The organism is Cupriavidus necator A5-1, assembly GCF_000744095.1.
Lineage (GTDB): Bacteria > Pseudomonadota > Gammaproteobacteria > Burkholderiales > Burkholderiaceae > Cupriavidus > Cupriavidus necator_A.
Genome location: NZ_JQLI01000001.1, coordinates 4,250,555 through 4,264,509 on the forward strand (window position 1 = coordinate 4,250,555; position 13,955 = coordinate 4,264,509).

Here is a 13,955-nt window from a genome sequence, read left to right on the forward strand (position 1 = left end):
GCGGCAGCGGGCCGCTGCATACTCAGTCGCGCAGCAGTTGCTTGGCGATTATCACTTGCTGGATCTGCGTGGTGCCTTCGTACAGGCGCAGCAGGCGCACATCGCGGTAGAAGCGTTCGGCCTTGTACTCGGCGATATAGCCGGCGCCGCCGTGGATCTGCACCGCGCGGTCGGCCACGCGGCCGACCATCTCGGTACAGAACATCTTGGTGCACGAGGCCAGCATGCTCACTTCGGGGTCGCTCTTGCCGGCGGGCTTGGTGTCATAGCGCTGGGCGCAGTCGCGCACCATCGACAGGCCGGCGTAGAGCTCGGCCTGGCTGTCAGCCAGCATCGCCTGGATCAGCTGGAAGTCGCCGATGGGCTTGCCGAACTGCTTGCGCTCCTTGGCATAGGCCACCGCATCGGTGATCAGGCGATGGGCCATGCCGCAGGCCAGCGCGGAGATGTGCAGGCGGCCGCGGTCGAGCACCTTCATCGCGGTCTTGAAGCCCACGCCCGGCACGCCGCCGATGATGTTGGCCGCCGGCACGCGCACGTTCTCGAGCACCACGTCGCAGGTCTTGGTGCCGCGCTGGCCCATCTTCTTGTCCGGCTTGCCCAGCGAAATTCCCGGGGTGTCGGCCGGCACGATAAAGGCCGAGATGCCCGAGGCGCCCGGGCCGCCGGTGCGCGCCATCAGTGTGAAGGCGCCGGCGCGCGGCGCGTTGGTGATAAAGCGCTTGGTGCCGTTGATGACGTAGTGGTCGCCGTCCAGCTCGGCCTTGGTCTGCAGCGAGGCCGCATCCGAGCCGGCATTGGGTTCGGTCAGCGCGAACGAGATGATCAGGTCACCACTGGCAATGCGCGGCAGGTAGTCCTGCTTCTGCGCTTCGGTGCCGTCCATCAGGATGCCCTGCGAGCCGATGCCGACATTGGTGCCGAACACCGAGCGGAAGGCAAAGGCGGTATGGCCCAGGTCATAGGCCACATCGCATTCCTGCGCCATCGACAGGCCGATGCCGCCGTAGTTCTCGGGGATGGAGATGCCGAACAGCCCCATCTCCTTCATGTCCGCGACGATCTCGGCGGGCACGTCGTCGGTTTCTTCCAGCGTGTCCTCGGCGGGCTTCAGGCGTTCGTCGATGAAGCGCTGCACCGAGGCGCGCAGCAGGGCAAAGGATTCTTGGTCAAGGGCCATGGTGATTCTCCGGGTCAAGCCAGTACGTCAGTCTGGCCGTCAATGGTACGCCTGCCCCGGGATTTGACAATCCACGCCAGCTTGGACAGAAGCGTCAATATAATTTGACAATCCTGCTAGTTCAGCCCCATGTGACCGATAGCAGACCGGCCATGCCGATCGCCAGAGCCGCCAACGCGTCGCCAGCGATCAGGCCGCCGCCGACCAGCGACGTGGTGCTCATATCCGGCGGCAACCCTTGGCCCTGTCTTGCCGGTCTTGCCACTGCAGCGGCCACACTTGCCACCACGCCGCCCGCGGCCATCCAGCCGGCCGCCGCCAGGTTGACGAAACCGCCGAACGAAGACGCATAGGGCGACGGCAGGATCACCGCATCGAGCAGGAAATCCGCCGCCCGCCCCCCGCGGCCGGACTGCGCGAAGCGCTGCCATGCCGGGCGCCCCAGGATGGCCTTGCGCAACACCGCGGTGACAAGCCCGATGGCCAGCCCGATCGCCACCGCAAGATGCTGGTCGGTGCGGGACTGCGCCAGCCCGTGCAGCACGCCCACGATCTTGTAGGTCATCGCCGAGGTCCAGCGCGCCGGCTGCTGGTCGGCCGGCAGGCTGGTCTGGTCCAGCGCCAGCACCGGGTACGCGTGCATGAACAGCCGCGCCATCGCCACCGCCACCAGGGCGCCCACGACAATGCCCGCCACCTGGTAGCCAAACTGCACCATGCGGTCGCTGCCCAGGCGCCAGCCGGTGGAGCGGTCCTGCTGCATGTCGCTGGCCTCGGCGGTAGCCACCAGCAGCACGGTCGCCGCGATCAGCCCGACATGCGGCGCGCGCAGCCCGGCGGCGGCCATCAGGATCACGGTCAGCACGAAGGCGGACGAGATCGGGTTCTGGTCGACCATGCCGACCGAGATCCCGTTGACCAGCGCGAATACCAGTACCAGCAGCACCGCCATCAGCTGGAATCCCAGCGGCTGCCCGAACCAGGCGACGCCCGCCGCCACGGTCGCCCCACCCCAGAGCAGCGCCCACGCCGCCACCCAGCCCATGTCCGGCCCGCGCCGCGCCGCCTGACGCTGCCCGGCACGTCCCACCCGCGCCAGGCGCCATTGCCGGCTCGCCTGCGCCAGCAGCAGCGATACATCCAGCATGGCCGCGCCCATGATCATGCCGAGCGCCACCAGGAAAGTAGCCTTGCGGTATGGCTCGCCCGGCGCCAGCCAGCCCGCGGCGATGAACCAGGGTGTCATGGCCCAGCCCACCAGCCCGCCCACCAGTGCGGCAATGCCGATGCGCGCCCCCACGATCATGCCCGCGCCAAAGGTCGCCGCCGACAGGTCCAGCGCCGCCAGCCACGGCACGCGTCCGCCGCCAAGCCCGCCGAGCAGGCCCAGCGCCATGCCGCCCGCCAGCCGCGCCACCGAGCGCCGCAGCAGCACCGGGTCGGTCAGCGCGCGCAGGATATTGGCCACTGCCAGGCCGGACGGAAAGGTCAGCTGCATCCTGTCCACCAGCAGCGGCGTATACAGCATGCCCACGCCCACGCCGTACATGCCGATGCACAGCATGTACAGCACCAGCTGCCACAGCGGCGGCTGCGCCATGCCCAGCCACGCCATCGCCTGCAGAACCACCGCCATGCCACCCATGCCCGCCACGGACGCCGCCGCGGTCTGGATGTAGTTGGCGCCGTGGCGCCCGGGTGCGCCATAGCCCGCCGTCACCACCGAGCCGAGGATGCCGGCCAGAACCTGCCCGCCCACAAAGAAGCCGAGCGAGAAATTCATGTACGCCGCCGCCACGCCGCCCAGCGGCCCCAGCACCAGCATGCCAGCCGCGCCAAGCAGCGCGTGGTACTGCCAGCTGCCGGGACGGGGCAGCCAGGCAGCGCGGGGCGCAGCTTCGGTCGGAAGCGTAGGCATGGAAAAAAGGCGTGTTGTGCTCCTTGCGAAGCATAGGCGAAGGCCAACCCTCCCCGATGTGGGACTAGTCTCGTATTGCGCCCGCCCCGGCCGCATCGATCCCGGCCCGACCGGGTAAACACTAGTTTCGTGCGCAACTATCTCGCCGATATAGTTGCGTACACAACCACATTGCAGAGACCAACCGGATCCCGCCATGCCAGATTCCAACGCACCCCACGCGTCCGTGCCATCGGCACCGCCCCCAACGCCATCGCGCCCCTGGCCCGCGCGCGTGCCGGTGCTGATCGCCGGCGGCGGCCCGGTCGGCCTGACGCTCGCCGCGCTGCTGGCGCGCCAGGGCATCGCATCGCTGGTGGTGGAAGCCGACGAAGGCTACTGTGCCGGCAGCCGCGCCATCTGCATGTCGCGCCGTTCGCTGGAAATCCTCGGCTGGGTCGGCGCGGACCAGCGCACCGTCGATACCGGCCTGCCCTGGGTAGGCGGGCGCAGCTACTACCGCGATGCCGAGGTGCTGCACTTCCGCATGCCAAGCGAACCGGGCGAGCGCTTCACGCCGATGGTCAATATCCAGCAGTACTACCTGGAAGCCTTCGCCCATGAGGCCGCGCTGAACAGCGCCGAACCGGCCGACGTGCGTTTTGGCGCTCGGGTGCAGGCGGTGCGCCAGCACGCCGATGGCGTGGTGGCCGAAGTCGAGACCGGCAACGGCGTGGTGCAGGTCGACGCGCAATGGCTTGTCGCCTGCGACGGCGGCCGCAGCACCGTGCGCGAGCAACTCGGCCTGCGCATGGAAGGCACCCAGTACGAAGGCCGCTACGTCATCGTCGATATCGTGCAGAAGACAAAGCGCGAGGTGGAGCGGCTGGCCTGGTTCGATCCGCCCTCCAACCCCGGCTCGACCATCCTGATGCACCGCCAACCTGACGACGTCTGGCGCATCGACTACCAGATCCGCGACGACGAAGACCCGGACGAAGCGGTCAAACCCGAGAACGTGCTGCCGCGGGTGCAGAGCCACCTCGACATGATCGGCGAGACCGAGCCGTGGCACCCGCTGTGGATCTCGATCTACAACGCCAAGTGCCTGACGCTGCAGGACTACCGCCACGGCCGCGTACTGTTCGCCGGCGACGCCGCGCACCTGGTGCCGATCTTCGGCGTGCGCGGGCTCAATTCGGGGCTGGACGACGCCGGCAACCTGGCCTGGAAGCTGGCGTGGGTGCTGCGCGGCGAGGCGCCGGACAGCCTGCTCGATTCCTATTCCGCCGAACGCGTGCATGCCACCCGGCAGAACATCGCCTACGGTGCCAAGAGCACGGAATTCATGGCCCCGCCCGACTTTGCCTTCCGGCTGATGCGAGAGGCCACGCTGCGGCTGGCGCCGCAGGAGAGCGCGGTGCGTTCGCTGATCAACCCGCGGCAGTCGGCGCCGATCGCCTATGACGGTTCGCCGCTGAACGGGCCGTCCGACTTCGGTGACGACTGTCCCGCTGCGGCGCCCGGCATGCCCGCGCCGGAGGCGCGCGTCGCCGGCGCAAACGGCATCGGCCACCTGACGCAATGCTTCGGCCAGGCGTTCACGCTGCTGTATTTCGGCGAGGGGCCGACGCTGCCCGAACCGCTGGCCGCGCTGGTGCAGGCGCATCCCGATACGCTGCAAGCGCGTGTGATTGTCGCAAGCACCAGCGTGCCGGGCGATGCTGCGCTAACCGACATCTCGGGCCAGGCCTGCACCCGCTACGGCGCGCAGCCCGGCACGCTCTACGCGATCCGCCCCGACGGTTATGTACTGGCGCGCTGGCGCGAACCCGCATGGGACGCCGTGTGCGCCACCCTCGCCCCCCTGATGCAAACCGGAGCCCGCCATGCAAGCTGAAGACCTCGATCTCGCCTACACCCGCCTGTGCGAAGCCATGGGCCGCACCGGCGAAGCGCGCGCCCCGCTGCTGCTGGCGATGGTGTGCCTGGGCCTGATGAGCCGGCAGGACACGCTGGCGCCGGTGCTCGCGCTGATCGACGAGGCCGAGGTGCGCAGCAGGGCGTAGGGCTCTACAATGCCGACGCCTGACACGACAACGCCATGAAGCCACTGCCACGCCTCGACCAGTTCCTGACCTACCGCCTGCACCAGGTCAACAAGCTCAGCGACAAGGACAGCGCCGCCGCCTACCTGGCGCAATGTGGCCTGTTGCTGAGCGAAGGCCGCTGCCTGGCGGCGATCGGCGCGTTTGCGCCGCTCTCGGTCAACGAGCTGGCGCACCGCGCCAACCTCACCAAGGGGCAGGCCAGCCGCTCCGCGCAGGCGCTGGTGGAGCGCGGCCTGGTCAGCAAGGAGGCCAGCGAAGCCGATGGCCGCGGCGTGGTGTTGTCACTGACCGCGCAGGGCAAGCCGCTGTACCGGCAGGCGATCGCGATGATCGCCAAACGCAATGAAGAGATCTTCGGCTGGCTGACCGAAGCGGAACAGGCACTGCTGGGCAGCCTGCTCGACCGGCTGGTGGCGCACGCCGGCCGGCAGGAAGAGGAAGATACCGGGGACGGCGCCGCCTAGCGGCGCAGGTTGTCCACCTGGGTGCGCGCGCCATCGCGGCGCGCGGCTTCGGCCACCTCGTTGCTGACCACGGTCTGGCCGATCGGCGCCAGCGCGATGCCGGCGAGCTTCAGGTGCTGGATCGCGAACGGGATGCCGATGATGGTGACGAAGTTGGCGATCGCCGACATCACGTGCCCGATCGCCAGCCACACGCCAGCAAACACGAACCACAGCACATTGCCCACCAGCCCCATCGCGCCGGTGCCGAGATCGTCCCGGCCGGTCAGCTCGCGCCGGCTGATGGCCTGCTTGCCGAACGGGAAGAAGGTGAAGGTGCCGATCACGAAGCAGGCCTTGCCCCAGGGAATCCCGATGATCGAGAGAAAGCAGAGCAGCCCGGCCAGCCACCAGGCCAGGCCCATCACCACGCCGCCAAGGATGAACCAGAGGAAGTTGCCGATTGCGCGCATGCCAGTCTTTCGGGAGTGAGGAAGGGAACACGCATGATACGCAATGGTGGTGCGGGGGCGGCTCCGCACGGCGGTTGCGGAGCGAAAGCGTACCCGTTTCTGCGTGCCTTGCCGCGACCTGCTGGACGGCGCCGAAAGTACCAAATGCGCCGTCAGGGATCCGCCCCATTCGCCTAGTCGGCCTCGGTAATCACGTCGCAAACCCGATCCCCAGCGCCGCCGAAAACCAGTTCGCGAAGGCAAAGCGTACCCGTTTCTGCGTGAGACGTAACGGCATGCGGCATCGCATAGCGCAAGTAGCAAGCGATGCAGCCGAGGCTTTTGCCGAAGCTGTCGACCTACCGCATCGGCCGCTGACGCCTCCGGCAAGCCCGGCTCGGCGGCGCTAGAATGTGACGCCCGCCAGCCATCGTCATGCGGACCGCCGCGCCGGCGCCACGCCGTCACCCTACGCAGACTCCACCGCCACACACACCGCTGTTCCCGCCATGAAGCCCACGCTGCTGATCCTGACCCAGGTCGCTCCCCACCACCTTGATGCCATCGCCGAACGCTTTGAGATCCACTACGCCCCCGACGCCGAAGGCCGCGCCGCGCAGATCGCCACGCAAGGCGGGCGCGTCCGCGCGGTGCTGACCATCGGCTCGACCGGCCTCACCGCCGCGGAGATCGACGCCATGCCGGAACTGGAACTGGTCTGCGCGCTCGGCGCGGGCTTCGAGAACATCGCCGTGGCCCATGCCCGCGCGCGCGGCATCGCGGTGGCCAACGGCGCCGGCACCAACGACAGCTGCGTGGCCGACCACGCCTTCGCGCTGCTGCTGGCCACGGTACGCGCCGTACCGCAACTGGACGCGGCCACCCGCGCCGGCACCTGGCGCACCGCGCTGCCGCTAAGGCCAAACGTGTCAGGCAAGCGGCTGGGCATCGTGGGTTTGGGCACCATCGGCCGGCGCATCGCGCGGCGTGGCGAAGGCTTCGACCTGGAGATCGGCTACCACAACCGCAAGCCACGCGAGGACGTGGACTACCGCTATTTCGACAGCGTGGGCGCGCTGGTCACGTGGGCGGACTACCTGGTGATCGCCACGCCGGGCGGGGCCGATACCCGCCACCTGGTCGATGCGGGTGTGCTGGCGGCGTTGGGGCCGGCGGGCTTCCTGGTCAATATCGCGCGCGGCAGCGTGGTGGATACGGAGGCGCTGGCGCACGCGCTGCGCGCCGGCAAGCTGGGTGGTGCGGGGCTGGACGTTTACGAGAGTGAGCCGGCGCCGCCGGCGGTGTTGTTCGGCTGCCCTAACGTCGTGCTGACGCCGCATGTAGCCGGCTGGTCGCCGGAGGCCATTACGGCGTCGGTGATGCAGTTCCTGGAGAACGCGCGGCGGCATTTTGCTGGTGAGGTGCTGCTGACGCCGGTGGGATGAGGGGATTGGGCCGGGGGCGTTCTTGGCAGGCGTGGGTTGTATCGTTGTTCTTGAAGGTTGGCCTGCGGAATTTGCATCTGGTAGGTGCTCGACGGCTGCTGGTCGCTGCTGGTGACATGTTGCCGTTGTTGAACCGCTCTGTTCCGCCCTCCCAAAAAAGCGCGTCGCCTGCGGCTGGCCTTTATCAAGGGGGCGGCGTGGGTGGTTCGGGCGGTGGTGATTTCCGTTTTAGCGTGGTCGCGGTTCGAGCCTGCTACGCCAGGTGAGTGAGTGACAGTGCCTTGCGAAGGGCCACTTTTGAACGATCCCCATGCAGGGCGTGGGCCCCTGCTAACAAGGGCATCGCGTCAACGCCTTCGGCTGCGCTGCGCGCAGGCGCATCAGATTCCCGCCCTCGTAGGCCGGTACAGTTCACCGACGCAGGTGACAAAACAGTTCAAGCACATAGGTAACAGGTTTCTACCTTGGCTATCCGGGCCTCACGGTGTTACCCATGTGCTTGAACCCGTTTGTCACCCATGAGGTTGCCACAAGCGGGCGCATCCCAACCATTAGGACCCGGAGCGCCGCGCGCAGCGCAGCCGAAGGCGTTGATGCGATACGGTGATTAGAAGGCGGCCTGCACCCTGCATGGGGATCGTTCAAAAGCGGGTCCACGCCAGGCACCGCCCCACACTCACCTGGCGTAGCAGGCTCGAACCGCGACCAGGCCAAAAACGGAAATCACCGTCACCCGAACCACCCACGCCGCCTCCTTGATAAAGGCCAGCCGCAGGCGACGCGTTTTTTGGTTACTTTTTGTCGCTCGCGGACGAAAAGTGACCCGCCCAGCAGGGCGGAACCAAGCGGTTCAAACAACGACAACATGTCACCAGCAGCAAAGCCCGCCGAGCATCGACCAGATGCCAACCCCAGGGCAGGACGTAGAGCAGCTACCAGTACAAACCGTAGGGCCAGACGCACACCAACAACGAACCACCCCTCACCCCCCTTCAAACAAAACCCTGACCCTCAACCCCGGCCCCGCATCCTCCAGCGCCAGCCACGCCCCGTGCGATTGCACGATCTCAGCCACGATAGCCAGCCCCAGCCCGCTGCCGCCGGTCGGCGCATCCGCCAGCCGATAGAAACGATCAAACACACGCCCCCGTTCCTCGGCAGGAATACCCGGTCCATTATCGCTGACCACCAGTTCAACTGAGCGCCCATCGGCACTACGCCCCACCTGCACATCGATACGGCTGCCGGAAGGGATATAAGCCAACGCGTTATCGAGCAAGTTGGTCAGCAGGATCCGCAACGCATCCGCATCGCCCCGCACGATCGCCGGCGATAGATCCTCGCCACCATTAATCCCAAGGTCGATATTGCGATCCAGCGCGGCCTGCGTCATCTCCCCGACCACGTCGGCGGCAAGCTCGCGCAGGTCCACCGGAGCGCGCGGCGTGGTGGCCGCGCCGGGTTCCTGCCGCGCCAGCGTCAGCAACTGCGTCACCAGGTGGGTCAGCCGTTCCAGCCCCTGGCGCAGCTTGCCGATGGCCTCGTCGCGCGCCGGGCCGCTGTCGGCGCGCTCGACCAGTTGCGCCTGCAGTTGCAGCGCGGCCAGCGGCGTGCGCAGCGCGTGCGCGGCGTCGGCGACAAAGGCGCGCTGCGTGTCGATGGCGTGCGACAGGCGCTCGAGCAGCTGGTTCAGCGCGGCGCTCAGCGGAGCGATCTCGTCCGGCATCTGGCGCACCGTCAGCGGCGCCAGCGTGGTGGCGTCGCGCGAGCGCACCTCGTCTGCGATTTCGCGCAGCGGGCGCAGGCCGCGCCCCACCGCCATCCACACCAGCCAGCCCAGCAGTGGCAGCAGCAGGAAGAGCGGCGCCACGGTGCGCAGCGCCATGCGCGCGGCCAGTGTGCGGCGCGCGCTCATCGGCTGCGCAATCTGCACCACGGCAGGCCCGAGCTGCACGCTGTAGAGGCGCCATTCGCCCTGCTCGGTGGTGACGTTGGTAAAGCCCAGCTCGGCGCGCGGCGGCAGGGCCGCGTGCGAATGCGACAGGTACAGGCTGCGGCCCGAACCGTCCCAGATATGGATGACGACGTCCTCGTCGGCATGTGCGAGGTCGCCGGGCGCGCCGAGGAATGGCGGCGCCACCGGGTTGGCGAACTGGCTGGGCAGCGCCGCGGCCATCTGCTTCATCTGGTAGTCGAACAGCGCGTTGGCTTCCTGCCGTGCCTGCCCATAGATCAATGCGGTTGCGATGGCGATGCCCGCGAGCAGCCCGGCGGCCAGCCACCACAGCAGGGTTCGCTGGATGGAGCGCATCAGCGGCTGTCTCCTTCGCCGGCCGGCTTGTCCGCCGCTGCATCGCCGTCAAGGCGCGGCACCACATAGCCCACGCCGCGGATATTGCGGATCAGTGCGGCACCGAACTTCTTGCGCAGCGCATGGATATAGACCTCGACGGTATTGCTGCCCACTTCATCGTCCCAGCCATACAAACGCTCCTGCAGCTGCGGCACCGACCACACCTTGCCGGGCCGGGCCATCAGCGCGGACAGCAGCGCAAACTCGCGCGCCGACAGCCGCACCGGCTCGCCGCGGTGGGTGGCTTCGCGCGTGGCGGGGTTGAGCACGACATCGCCGTAGGCGATCAGCGGCTCGGCCCGGCCGGCTGCGCGGCGCGCCAGCGCGTGCATGCGCGCGGCCAGTTCCTGCAGGTCGAAGGGCTTGACCAGGTAGTCGTCGGCGCCGGCGTTCAGGCCGGCCACGCGGTCGGCCACCGCATCGCGCGCGGTCAGGATCAGCACCGGCGTGGGCACGCCGCGTGCACGCAGCGTGCGCAGCACGTCGAGGCCGGAGCGGCGCGGCAGGCCGAGGTCGAGCAGCACCAGGTCGTAGCAGCCTTCGCCGTCGTGAGCGGTGGTCGCCGCGGCCAGTCCCGCGTCGCCGTCGCGCACCCAGTCGACGGTAAAGCCTTCCTGGCGCAGCGCCACCCTGACGCTGTCGCCGATCATGGCGTCGTCTTCCACCAGCAATACGCGCATGGCTAGCTTGTCCCGGCGCTGAGCCGCTCGTCCAGCGCGCGCGAAAGGCCGGCCAGCGCAGGATGGCGCGCGGTGATGACGTGGACCGGCACGGCTTCCAGCCACCCGCGCATGCGCCCCTTGGCGACAAAGCGCTCGGCAAACGAGGAGGCCTGCAGCGCCGGCACGAAGCGCGGCAGGATGCCGCCGCCGAGGTAGACGCCGCCGCGCGCGCCCAGCACCAGCGCAATATCGGCCGCGACCGAGCCGAGCAGCCCGAAGAACACGGCCATGGTGCGCTGGCACAGCGGGTCATTGCGCTCGAAAGCGCCGGCGGTGACCTGGTCCGGCTGCAGCGGTGCAAGCAAAAGCGTACCCGTTTCTGCGGCCAGTGCGGCATGGATATGCGACAGTCCGCTGCCCGATAAAAGCCGCTCCGCCGAGACGCGGCCCACGCTGCGGTGGACCGCGCGCCAGGCCACCCATTCGTCGTCGGTGTCCGGCATCAGTTCGATGTGGCCACCCTCGCCAGCCAGCGCCACCGCCTGCCCGCCCGGCGCGGGCACGAGTCCCGACACGCCCAGCCCGGTGCCCGGCCCCAGCAACGCCAGCGGCGTGGTGGGCGCCGCCGTGCCGGCGCGCACCTGCGCCAGCCCGTCGGCGGGAAGATGCGGCAGGGCCAGCGCCAGCGCGGTGAAGTCGTTGATCGCCACCAGCGTCTGCAGCCCCAGCGCGCGCCGCATGCCGTCGATCGAGAAGGCCCAGTTGTGGTTGGTCAGCCGGACCTGGTCGCCGGTCACCGGATTGGCCAGGCCGATCGCCGCGTGCTGCGGCACCGGCTGGCCGGTCGCGGCGAGCCCGTCGAGATACTGGCGCAGTGCCGCTTGCAGCGAAGTGAAGTCGGCCACCTTCAGCGCGGTGACGGGGCCGATCTGCATCGACGCCGTTTCCAGCGCGAAGCGCACGTTGGTACCGCCAATATCGCCAAGCAGGCGCGGGAAGGTAGCGGAAGACGGGGTGGAAGCAGTAGCGGCCATTGGCGTCACCTCGGATCAGGCCTTGAACACGTCAAACCCGTGCCGGTGCCGCGACACCACCAGGCTGACCGGCAACTCGGGTGTCGGACCCTGCAGCGCGCGTTCGAGCACCTCGGCCTTGGTGGCGCCGCTGACCGCCAGGAACGCGCGCTCCGCCGCCAGCAGCGCGGCCAGGTTCAGCGTGATGCGCGCGTGCGGCGCGGCCGCCGGATGGGTGATCACATAGCCCGGCGTGGGATCGCTCAACGCGCTCTCCAGTTCGGGCGCATCCGGGAACAGCGAGGCGGTGTGGCCGTCCTCGCCCATGCCCAACACGACCACGTCGGGCTGGCGGAAGGCGCGGTTGGCGCGCGCGACTGCCTGCCCGGGCTCGGCGGCATCCTGCGCATCGGCAATCAGCGGCACGAAGGCGGCGCTGGCGGCGGCTTCGCGCAGCAGGTGCGCGCGCACCAGCGCGGCGTTGCTGTCGGGATGGTCCGGCGGCACCACGCGCTCGTCGACCAGCGTGACCGTCACCGCTTCCCAGCGCACCGGCCGGTAGCGCAGGCGCTCGAACATCGCCACCGGCGAGCGTCCGCCCGAGACCGCCAGCACCGCCCACCCGTTCACGCGGATGGCAAGTTCCAGCGCATTGCTGATTGAGATGGCCAGCGCCTCGGCCTGGTCCATTGGCGTGGGATGTTCAAACAGGCGCATGATGGTTTCCTTTGCAAATCTGGCGGGCGCTACGGCGTGGCATCGCTCACGCCTCCTCGTGCCACAGCCCGCCGTCGCGCGACATCAGCGCCGACGACGCCGCCGGGCCCCAGGTGCCGGCCGTATAGGGCTTAGGCGGGACGGTGCTCGCTTCCCAGGTGTCGATGATGGGCTCGACCCAGCGCCATGCCTGCACCTGCTCGTCGCGGCGCACGAACAGACCCAGCCGGCCGCGGATCACGTCCAGCAGCAGGCGTTCGTAGGCGCCGGCGCGCCGCACCTTGAACGAGTTGGCAAAGTCCAGGTCGAGCGAGGTCGGCGTCAGCTCCAGCGTGTCCCCGGGCTGCTTGACCAGACAGTACAGGCGGATGCTTTCCTCGGGCTGCAGCTGGATCACCAGCCGGTTCTGCGGCGACAGCGTCAGTGGCCGCGGAAATATCGCGTGCGGCACGTCGCGGAAATGGATCACGATCTCGGCCACGCGCGCCTGCATGCGCTTGCCGGTGCGCAGGTAGAACGGCACGCCTTCCCAGCGCCAGTTGGCGATCTCGGCCTTGATCGCGACAAAGGTCTCGGTGCGGCTGTCGGGCGCGATGCCCTCTTCTTCCACGTAGCCCGGCACCGGCTTGCCGCCGATGGCGCCCGCGCGGTACTGGCCACGCACGGTCTTCTCGGCCACGTCTTGCGGCGTGATCGGCCTGAGCGCCTTCAGGATCTTGATCTTCTCGTCGCGGATGGCATCTTCTGAGAGGCTCGCGGGCGGCTCCATCGCCACCATGCACAGCAGCTGCAGCAGGTGGTTCTGCACCATGTCGCGCAGCGCGCCGGTGCGGTCATAGAAATCGCCGCGCGTTTCCACGCCGAGTTCTTCGGCGATGGTGATCTGCACGTCCTGCACCCACTCGCGCCGCCACAGCGGCTCGAACAGCGCATTGCCGAAGCGAATCGCCATCAGGTTCTGCACCGATTCCTTGCCGAGGTAGTGGTCGATGCGGTAGATCTGCTCTTCGGCGAAGAACTTCGCCACCGCCGAGTTGATCGCCTCGTTCGATTCGAGGTCGTGGCCCAGCGGCTTTTCCAGCACGATGCGTACGTTGGGCGCTTGCAGGGTATTGAGGCCGGTGCGCGCCAGCTGCTCGCAGATCGGCACGAACAGGTGCGGCGCGGTGGCGAGATAGCACACCACCACTTCGGGCTTGCGCGACAGCACCTGCTCCGCCAGCGCCTCGAAATGCCCGGGCACGCGTGCGTCGGCCTGCACGTAGACGATGCGCGCGCAGAACTTGTCCCATGACTCAGGCGGCGCATGCGCCAGCGCGGGCCGCACGGTCTCTTCCAGCGAGGCGAGGTAGTCCGCGGTCGACTGCGGCTGGCTGCCGGTGGCGAGGATGCGCGCGGCCGGATGCAGCAGGCCCGCGTGGTGCGCATCGAACAGGGAAGGCAGCAGCTTGCGCCGCGCCAGGTCGCCGGTGCCGCCGAACAGCACCATGTCGAAGTCAGGCATGCTCACGCTGAGCTCCTTGATTCATTGTTACAGCCATTGAGGCCATGGCAGGCCCATCGAGGCCATGCAAGGCCGTGTTGCGGCCAGTTTACGTGAGTCGCCCCGGCTTGGCGAGGAAGCGTACCCATTTCTGCGTGCCCCGTGCAGTGCGCGGCAAAGTGAGCTAGGCTGAAGGCTC

The 13,955-nt window shown here is 68.5% G+C and carries 12 protein-coding genes; 4 read left to right on the forward strand and 8 right to left on the reverse strand.

Annotated features, from left to right (window positions below; translation table 11 throughout):
- Positions 1–22: 22 nt before the first annotated feature.
- Both K307_RS18950 and K307_RS18955 read right to left on the reverse strand, forming a co-directional pair.
- Positions 23–1,180, reverse strand: a complete 1,158-nt coding sequence (locus K307_RS18950) for an acyl-CoA dehydrogenase family protein (protein ID WP_042880394.1) — start codon at positions 1,178–1,180, stop codon at positions 23–25.
- 121 nt (positions 1,181–1,301) lie between these two features.
- The gene (locus tag K307_RS18955) at positions 1,302–3,098 is read right to left on the reverse strand and encodes an OPT/YSL family transporter (protein WP_042880396.1); all 1,797 of its coding nucleotides are present in this window, start codon (positions 3,096–3,098) and stop codon (positions 1,302–1,304) included.
- Positions 3,099–3,294: 196 nt separating this feature from the next.
- Between K307_RS18955 and K307_RS18960 the strand changes: the two genes are divergently transcribed.
- The 3 genes from K307_RS18960 to K307_RS18970 are packed head-to-tail and all read left to right on the forward strand — an operon-like array spanning position 3,295 to position 5,652.
- The gene (locus K307_RS18960; RefSeq protein WP_042880398.1) at positions 3,295–4,977 is read left to right on the forward strand and encodes an FAD-dependent oxidoreductase; all 1,683 of its coding nucleotides are present in this window, start codon (positions 3,295–3,297) and stop codon (positions 4,975–4,977) included.
- Positions 4,967–5,146: a hypothetical protein gene (locus tag K307_RS18965; RefSeq protein WP_042880399.1), complete on the forward strand. Its 180-nt coding sequence runs from the start codon at positions 4,967–4,969 to the stop codon at positions 5,144–5,146. Before K307_RS18960 ends, K307_RS18965 begins: the two co-directional genes overlap by 11 nt.
- Before the next feature lie 35 nt (positions 5,147–5,181).
- On the forward strand, positions 5,182–5,652 hold the full coding sequence (locus K307_RS18970) for a MarR family winged helix-turn-helix transcriptional regulator (RefSeq protein ID WP_042880400.1): 471 nt from the start codon (positions 5,182–5,184) through the stop codon (positions 5,650–5,652).
- Here K307_RS18970 and K307_RS18975 read toward each other — a convergent pair.
- Positions 5,649–6,104, reverse strand: a complete 456-nt coding sequence (locus tag K307_RS18975; RefSeq protein WP_042880401.1) for a YccF domain-containing protein — start codon at positions 6,102–6,104, stop codon at positions 5,649–5,651. The genes K307_RS18970 and K307_RS18975 overlap by 4 nt on opposite strands.
- 488 nt (positions 6,105–6,592) lie before the next feature.
- On the opposite strand from K307_RS18975, the gene K307_RS18980 reads away from it, so the two are divergent.
- Positions 6,593–7,528 (forward strand): 2-hydroxyacid dehydrogenase, encoded by a 936-nt coding sequence (locus K307_RS18980; RefSeq protein ID WP_042880403.1) that lies wholly within the window; start codon positions 6,593–6,595, stop codon positions 7,526–7,528.
- A gap of 982 nt (positions 7,529–8,510) precedes the next feature.
- Here the strand turns inward: K307_RS18980 and K307_RS18985 are convergent.
- From K307_RS18985 to zwf, 5 genes are read right to left on the reverse strand one after another with little or no spacing between them, the layout of a single operon-like run.
- Positions 8,511–9,839 (reverse strand): sensor histidine kinase, encoded by a 1,329-nt coding sequence (locus tag K307_RS18985; protein ID WP_042880405.1) that lies wholly within the window; start codon positions 9,837–9,839, stop codon positions 8,511–8,513.
- Positions 9,839–10,561 carry a response regulator transcription factor gene (locus tag K307_RS18990; protein WP_042880407.1) on the reverse strand — a complete coding sequence of 241 codons (723 nt, stop codon included), beginning with the start codon at positions 10,559–10,561 and terminating at the stop codon, positions 9,839–9,841. The genes K307_RS18985 and K307_RS18990 overlap by 1 nt, the downstream gene beginning before the upstream one ends.
- Positions 10,562–10,563: 2 nt before the next feature.
- Positions 10,564–11,577, reverse strand: coding sequence for a glucokinase (gene glk / locus K307_RS18995; RefSeq protein ID WP_042880409.1), 1,014 nt, complete (start codon positions 11,575–11,577; stop codon positions 10,564–10,566).
- Positions 11,578–11,592: 15 nt separating this feature from the next.
- Complete coding sequence (gene pgl, locus K307_RS19000) at positions 11,593–12,273, reverse strand: 6-phosphogluconolactonase (RefSeq protein ID WP_042880412.1); 681 nt, start codon at positions 12,271–12,273, stop codon at positions 11,593–11,595.
- A gap of 46 nt (positions 12,274–12,319) precedes the next feature.
- On the reverse strand, positions 12,320–13,777 hold the full coding sequence (zwf, locus tag K307_RS19005; protein WP_042880414.1) for a glucose-6-phosphate dehydrogenase: 1,458 nt from the start codon (positions 13,775–13,777) through the stop codon (positions 12,320–12,322).
- Positions 13,778–13,955 lie beyond the last annotated feature (178 nt).

Bases quoted from the DNA above. Each gene is read 5' to 3' on its own strand.
- K307_RS18975 (WP_042880401.1), bottom strand. From the start codon at position 6,104: ATGCGCGCAATCGGCAACTTCCTCTGGTTCATCCTTGGCGGCGTGGTG.
- K307_RS18955 (WP_042880396.1), bottom strand. From the start codon at position 3,098: ATGCCTACGCTTCCGACCGAAGCTGCGCCCCGCGCTGCCTGGCTGCCC.
- zwf (WP_042880414.1), bottom strand. From the start codon at position 13,777: ATGCCTGACTTCGACATGGTGCTGTTCGGCGGCACCGGCGACCTGGCG.
- glk (WP_042880409.1), bottom strand. From the start codon at position 11,577: ATGGCCGCTACTGCTTCCACCCCGTCTTCCGCTACCTTCCCGCGCCTG.
- K307_RS18965 (WP_042880399.1), top strand. From the start codon at position 4,967: ATGCAAGCTGAAGACCTCGATCTCGCCTACACCCGCCTGTGCGAAGCC.
- pgl (WP_042880412.1), bottom strand. From the start codon at position 12,273: ATGCGCCTGTTTGAACATCCCACGCCAATGGACCAGGCCGAGGCGCTG.
- K307_RS18950 (WP_042880394.1), bottom strand. From the start codon at position 1,180: ATGGCCCTTGACCAAGAATCCTTTGCCCTGCTGCGCGCCTCGGTGCAG.
- K307_RS18970 (WP_042880400.1), top strand. From the start codon at position 5,182: ATGAAGCCACTGCCACGCCTCGACCAGTTCCTGACCTACCGCCTGCAC.
- K307_RS18960 (WP_042880398.1), top strand. From the start codon at position 3,295: ATGCCAGATTCCAACGCACCCCACGCGTCCGTGCCATCGGCACCGCCC.
- K307_RS18985 (WP_042880405.1), bottom strand. From the start codon at position 9,839: ATGCGCTCCATCCAGCGAACCCTGCTGTGGTGGCTGGCCGCCGGGCTG.
- K307_RS18980 (WP_042880403.1), top strand. From the start codon at position 6,593: ATGAAGCCCACGCTGCTGATCCTGACCCAGGTCGCTCCCCACCACCTT.
- K307_RS18990 (WP_042880407.1), bottom strand. From the start codon at position 10,561: ATGCGCGTATTGCTGGTGGAAGACGACGCCATGATCGGCGACAGCGTC.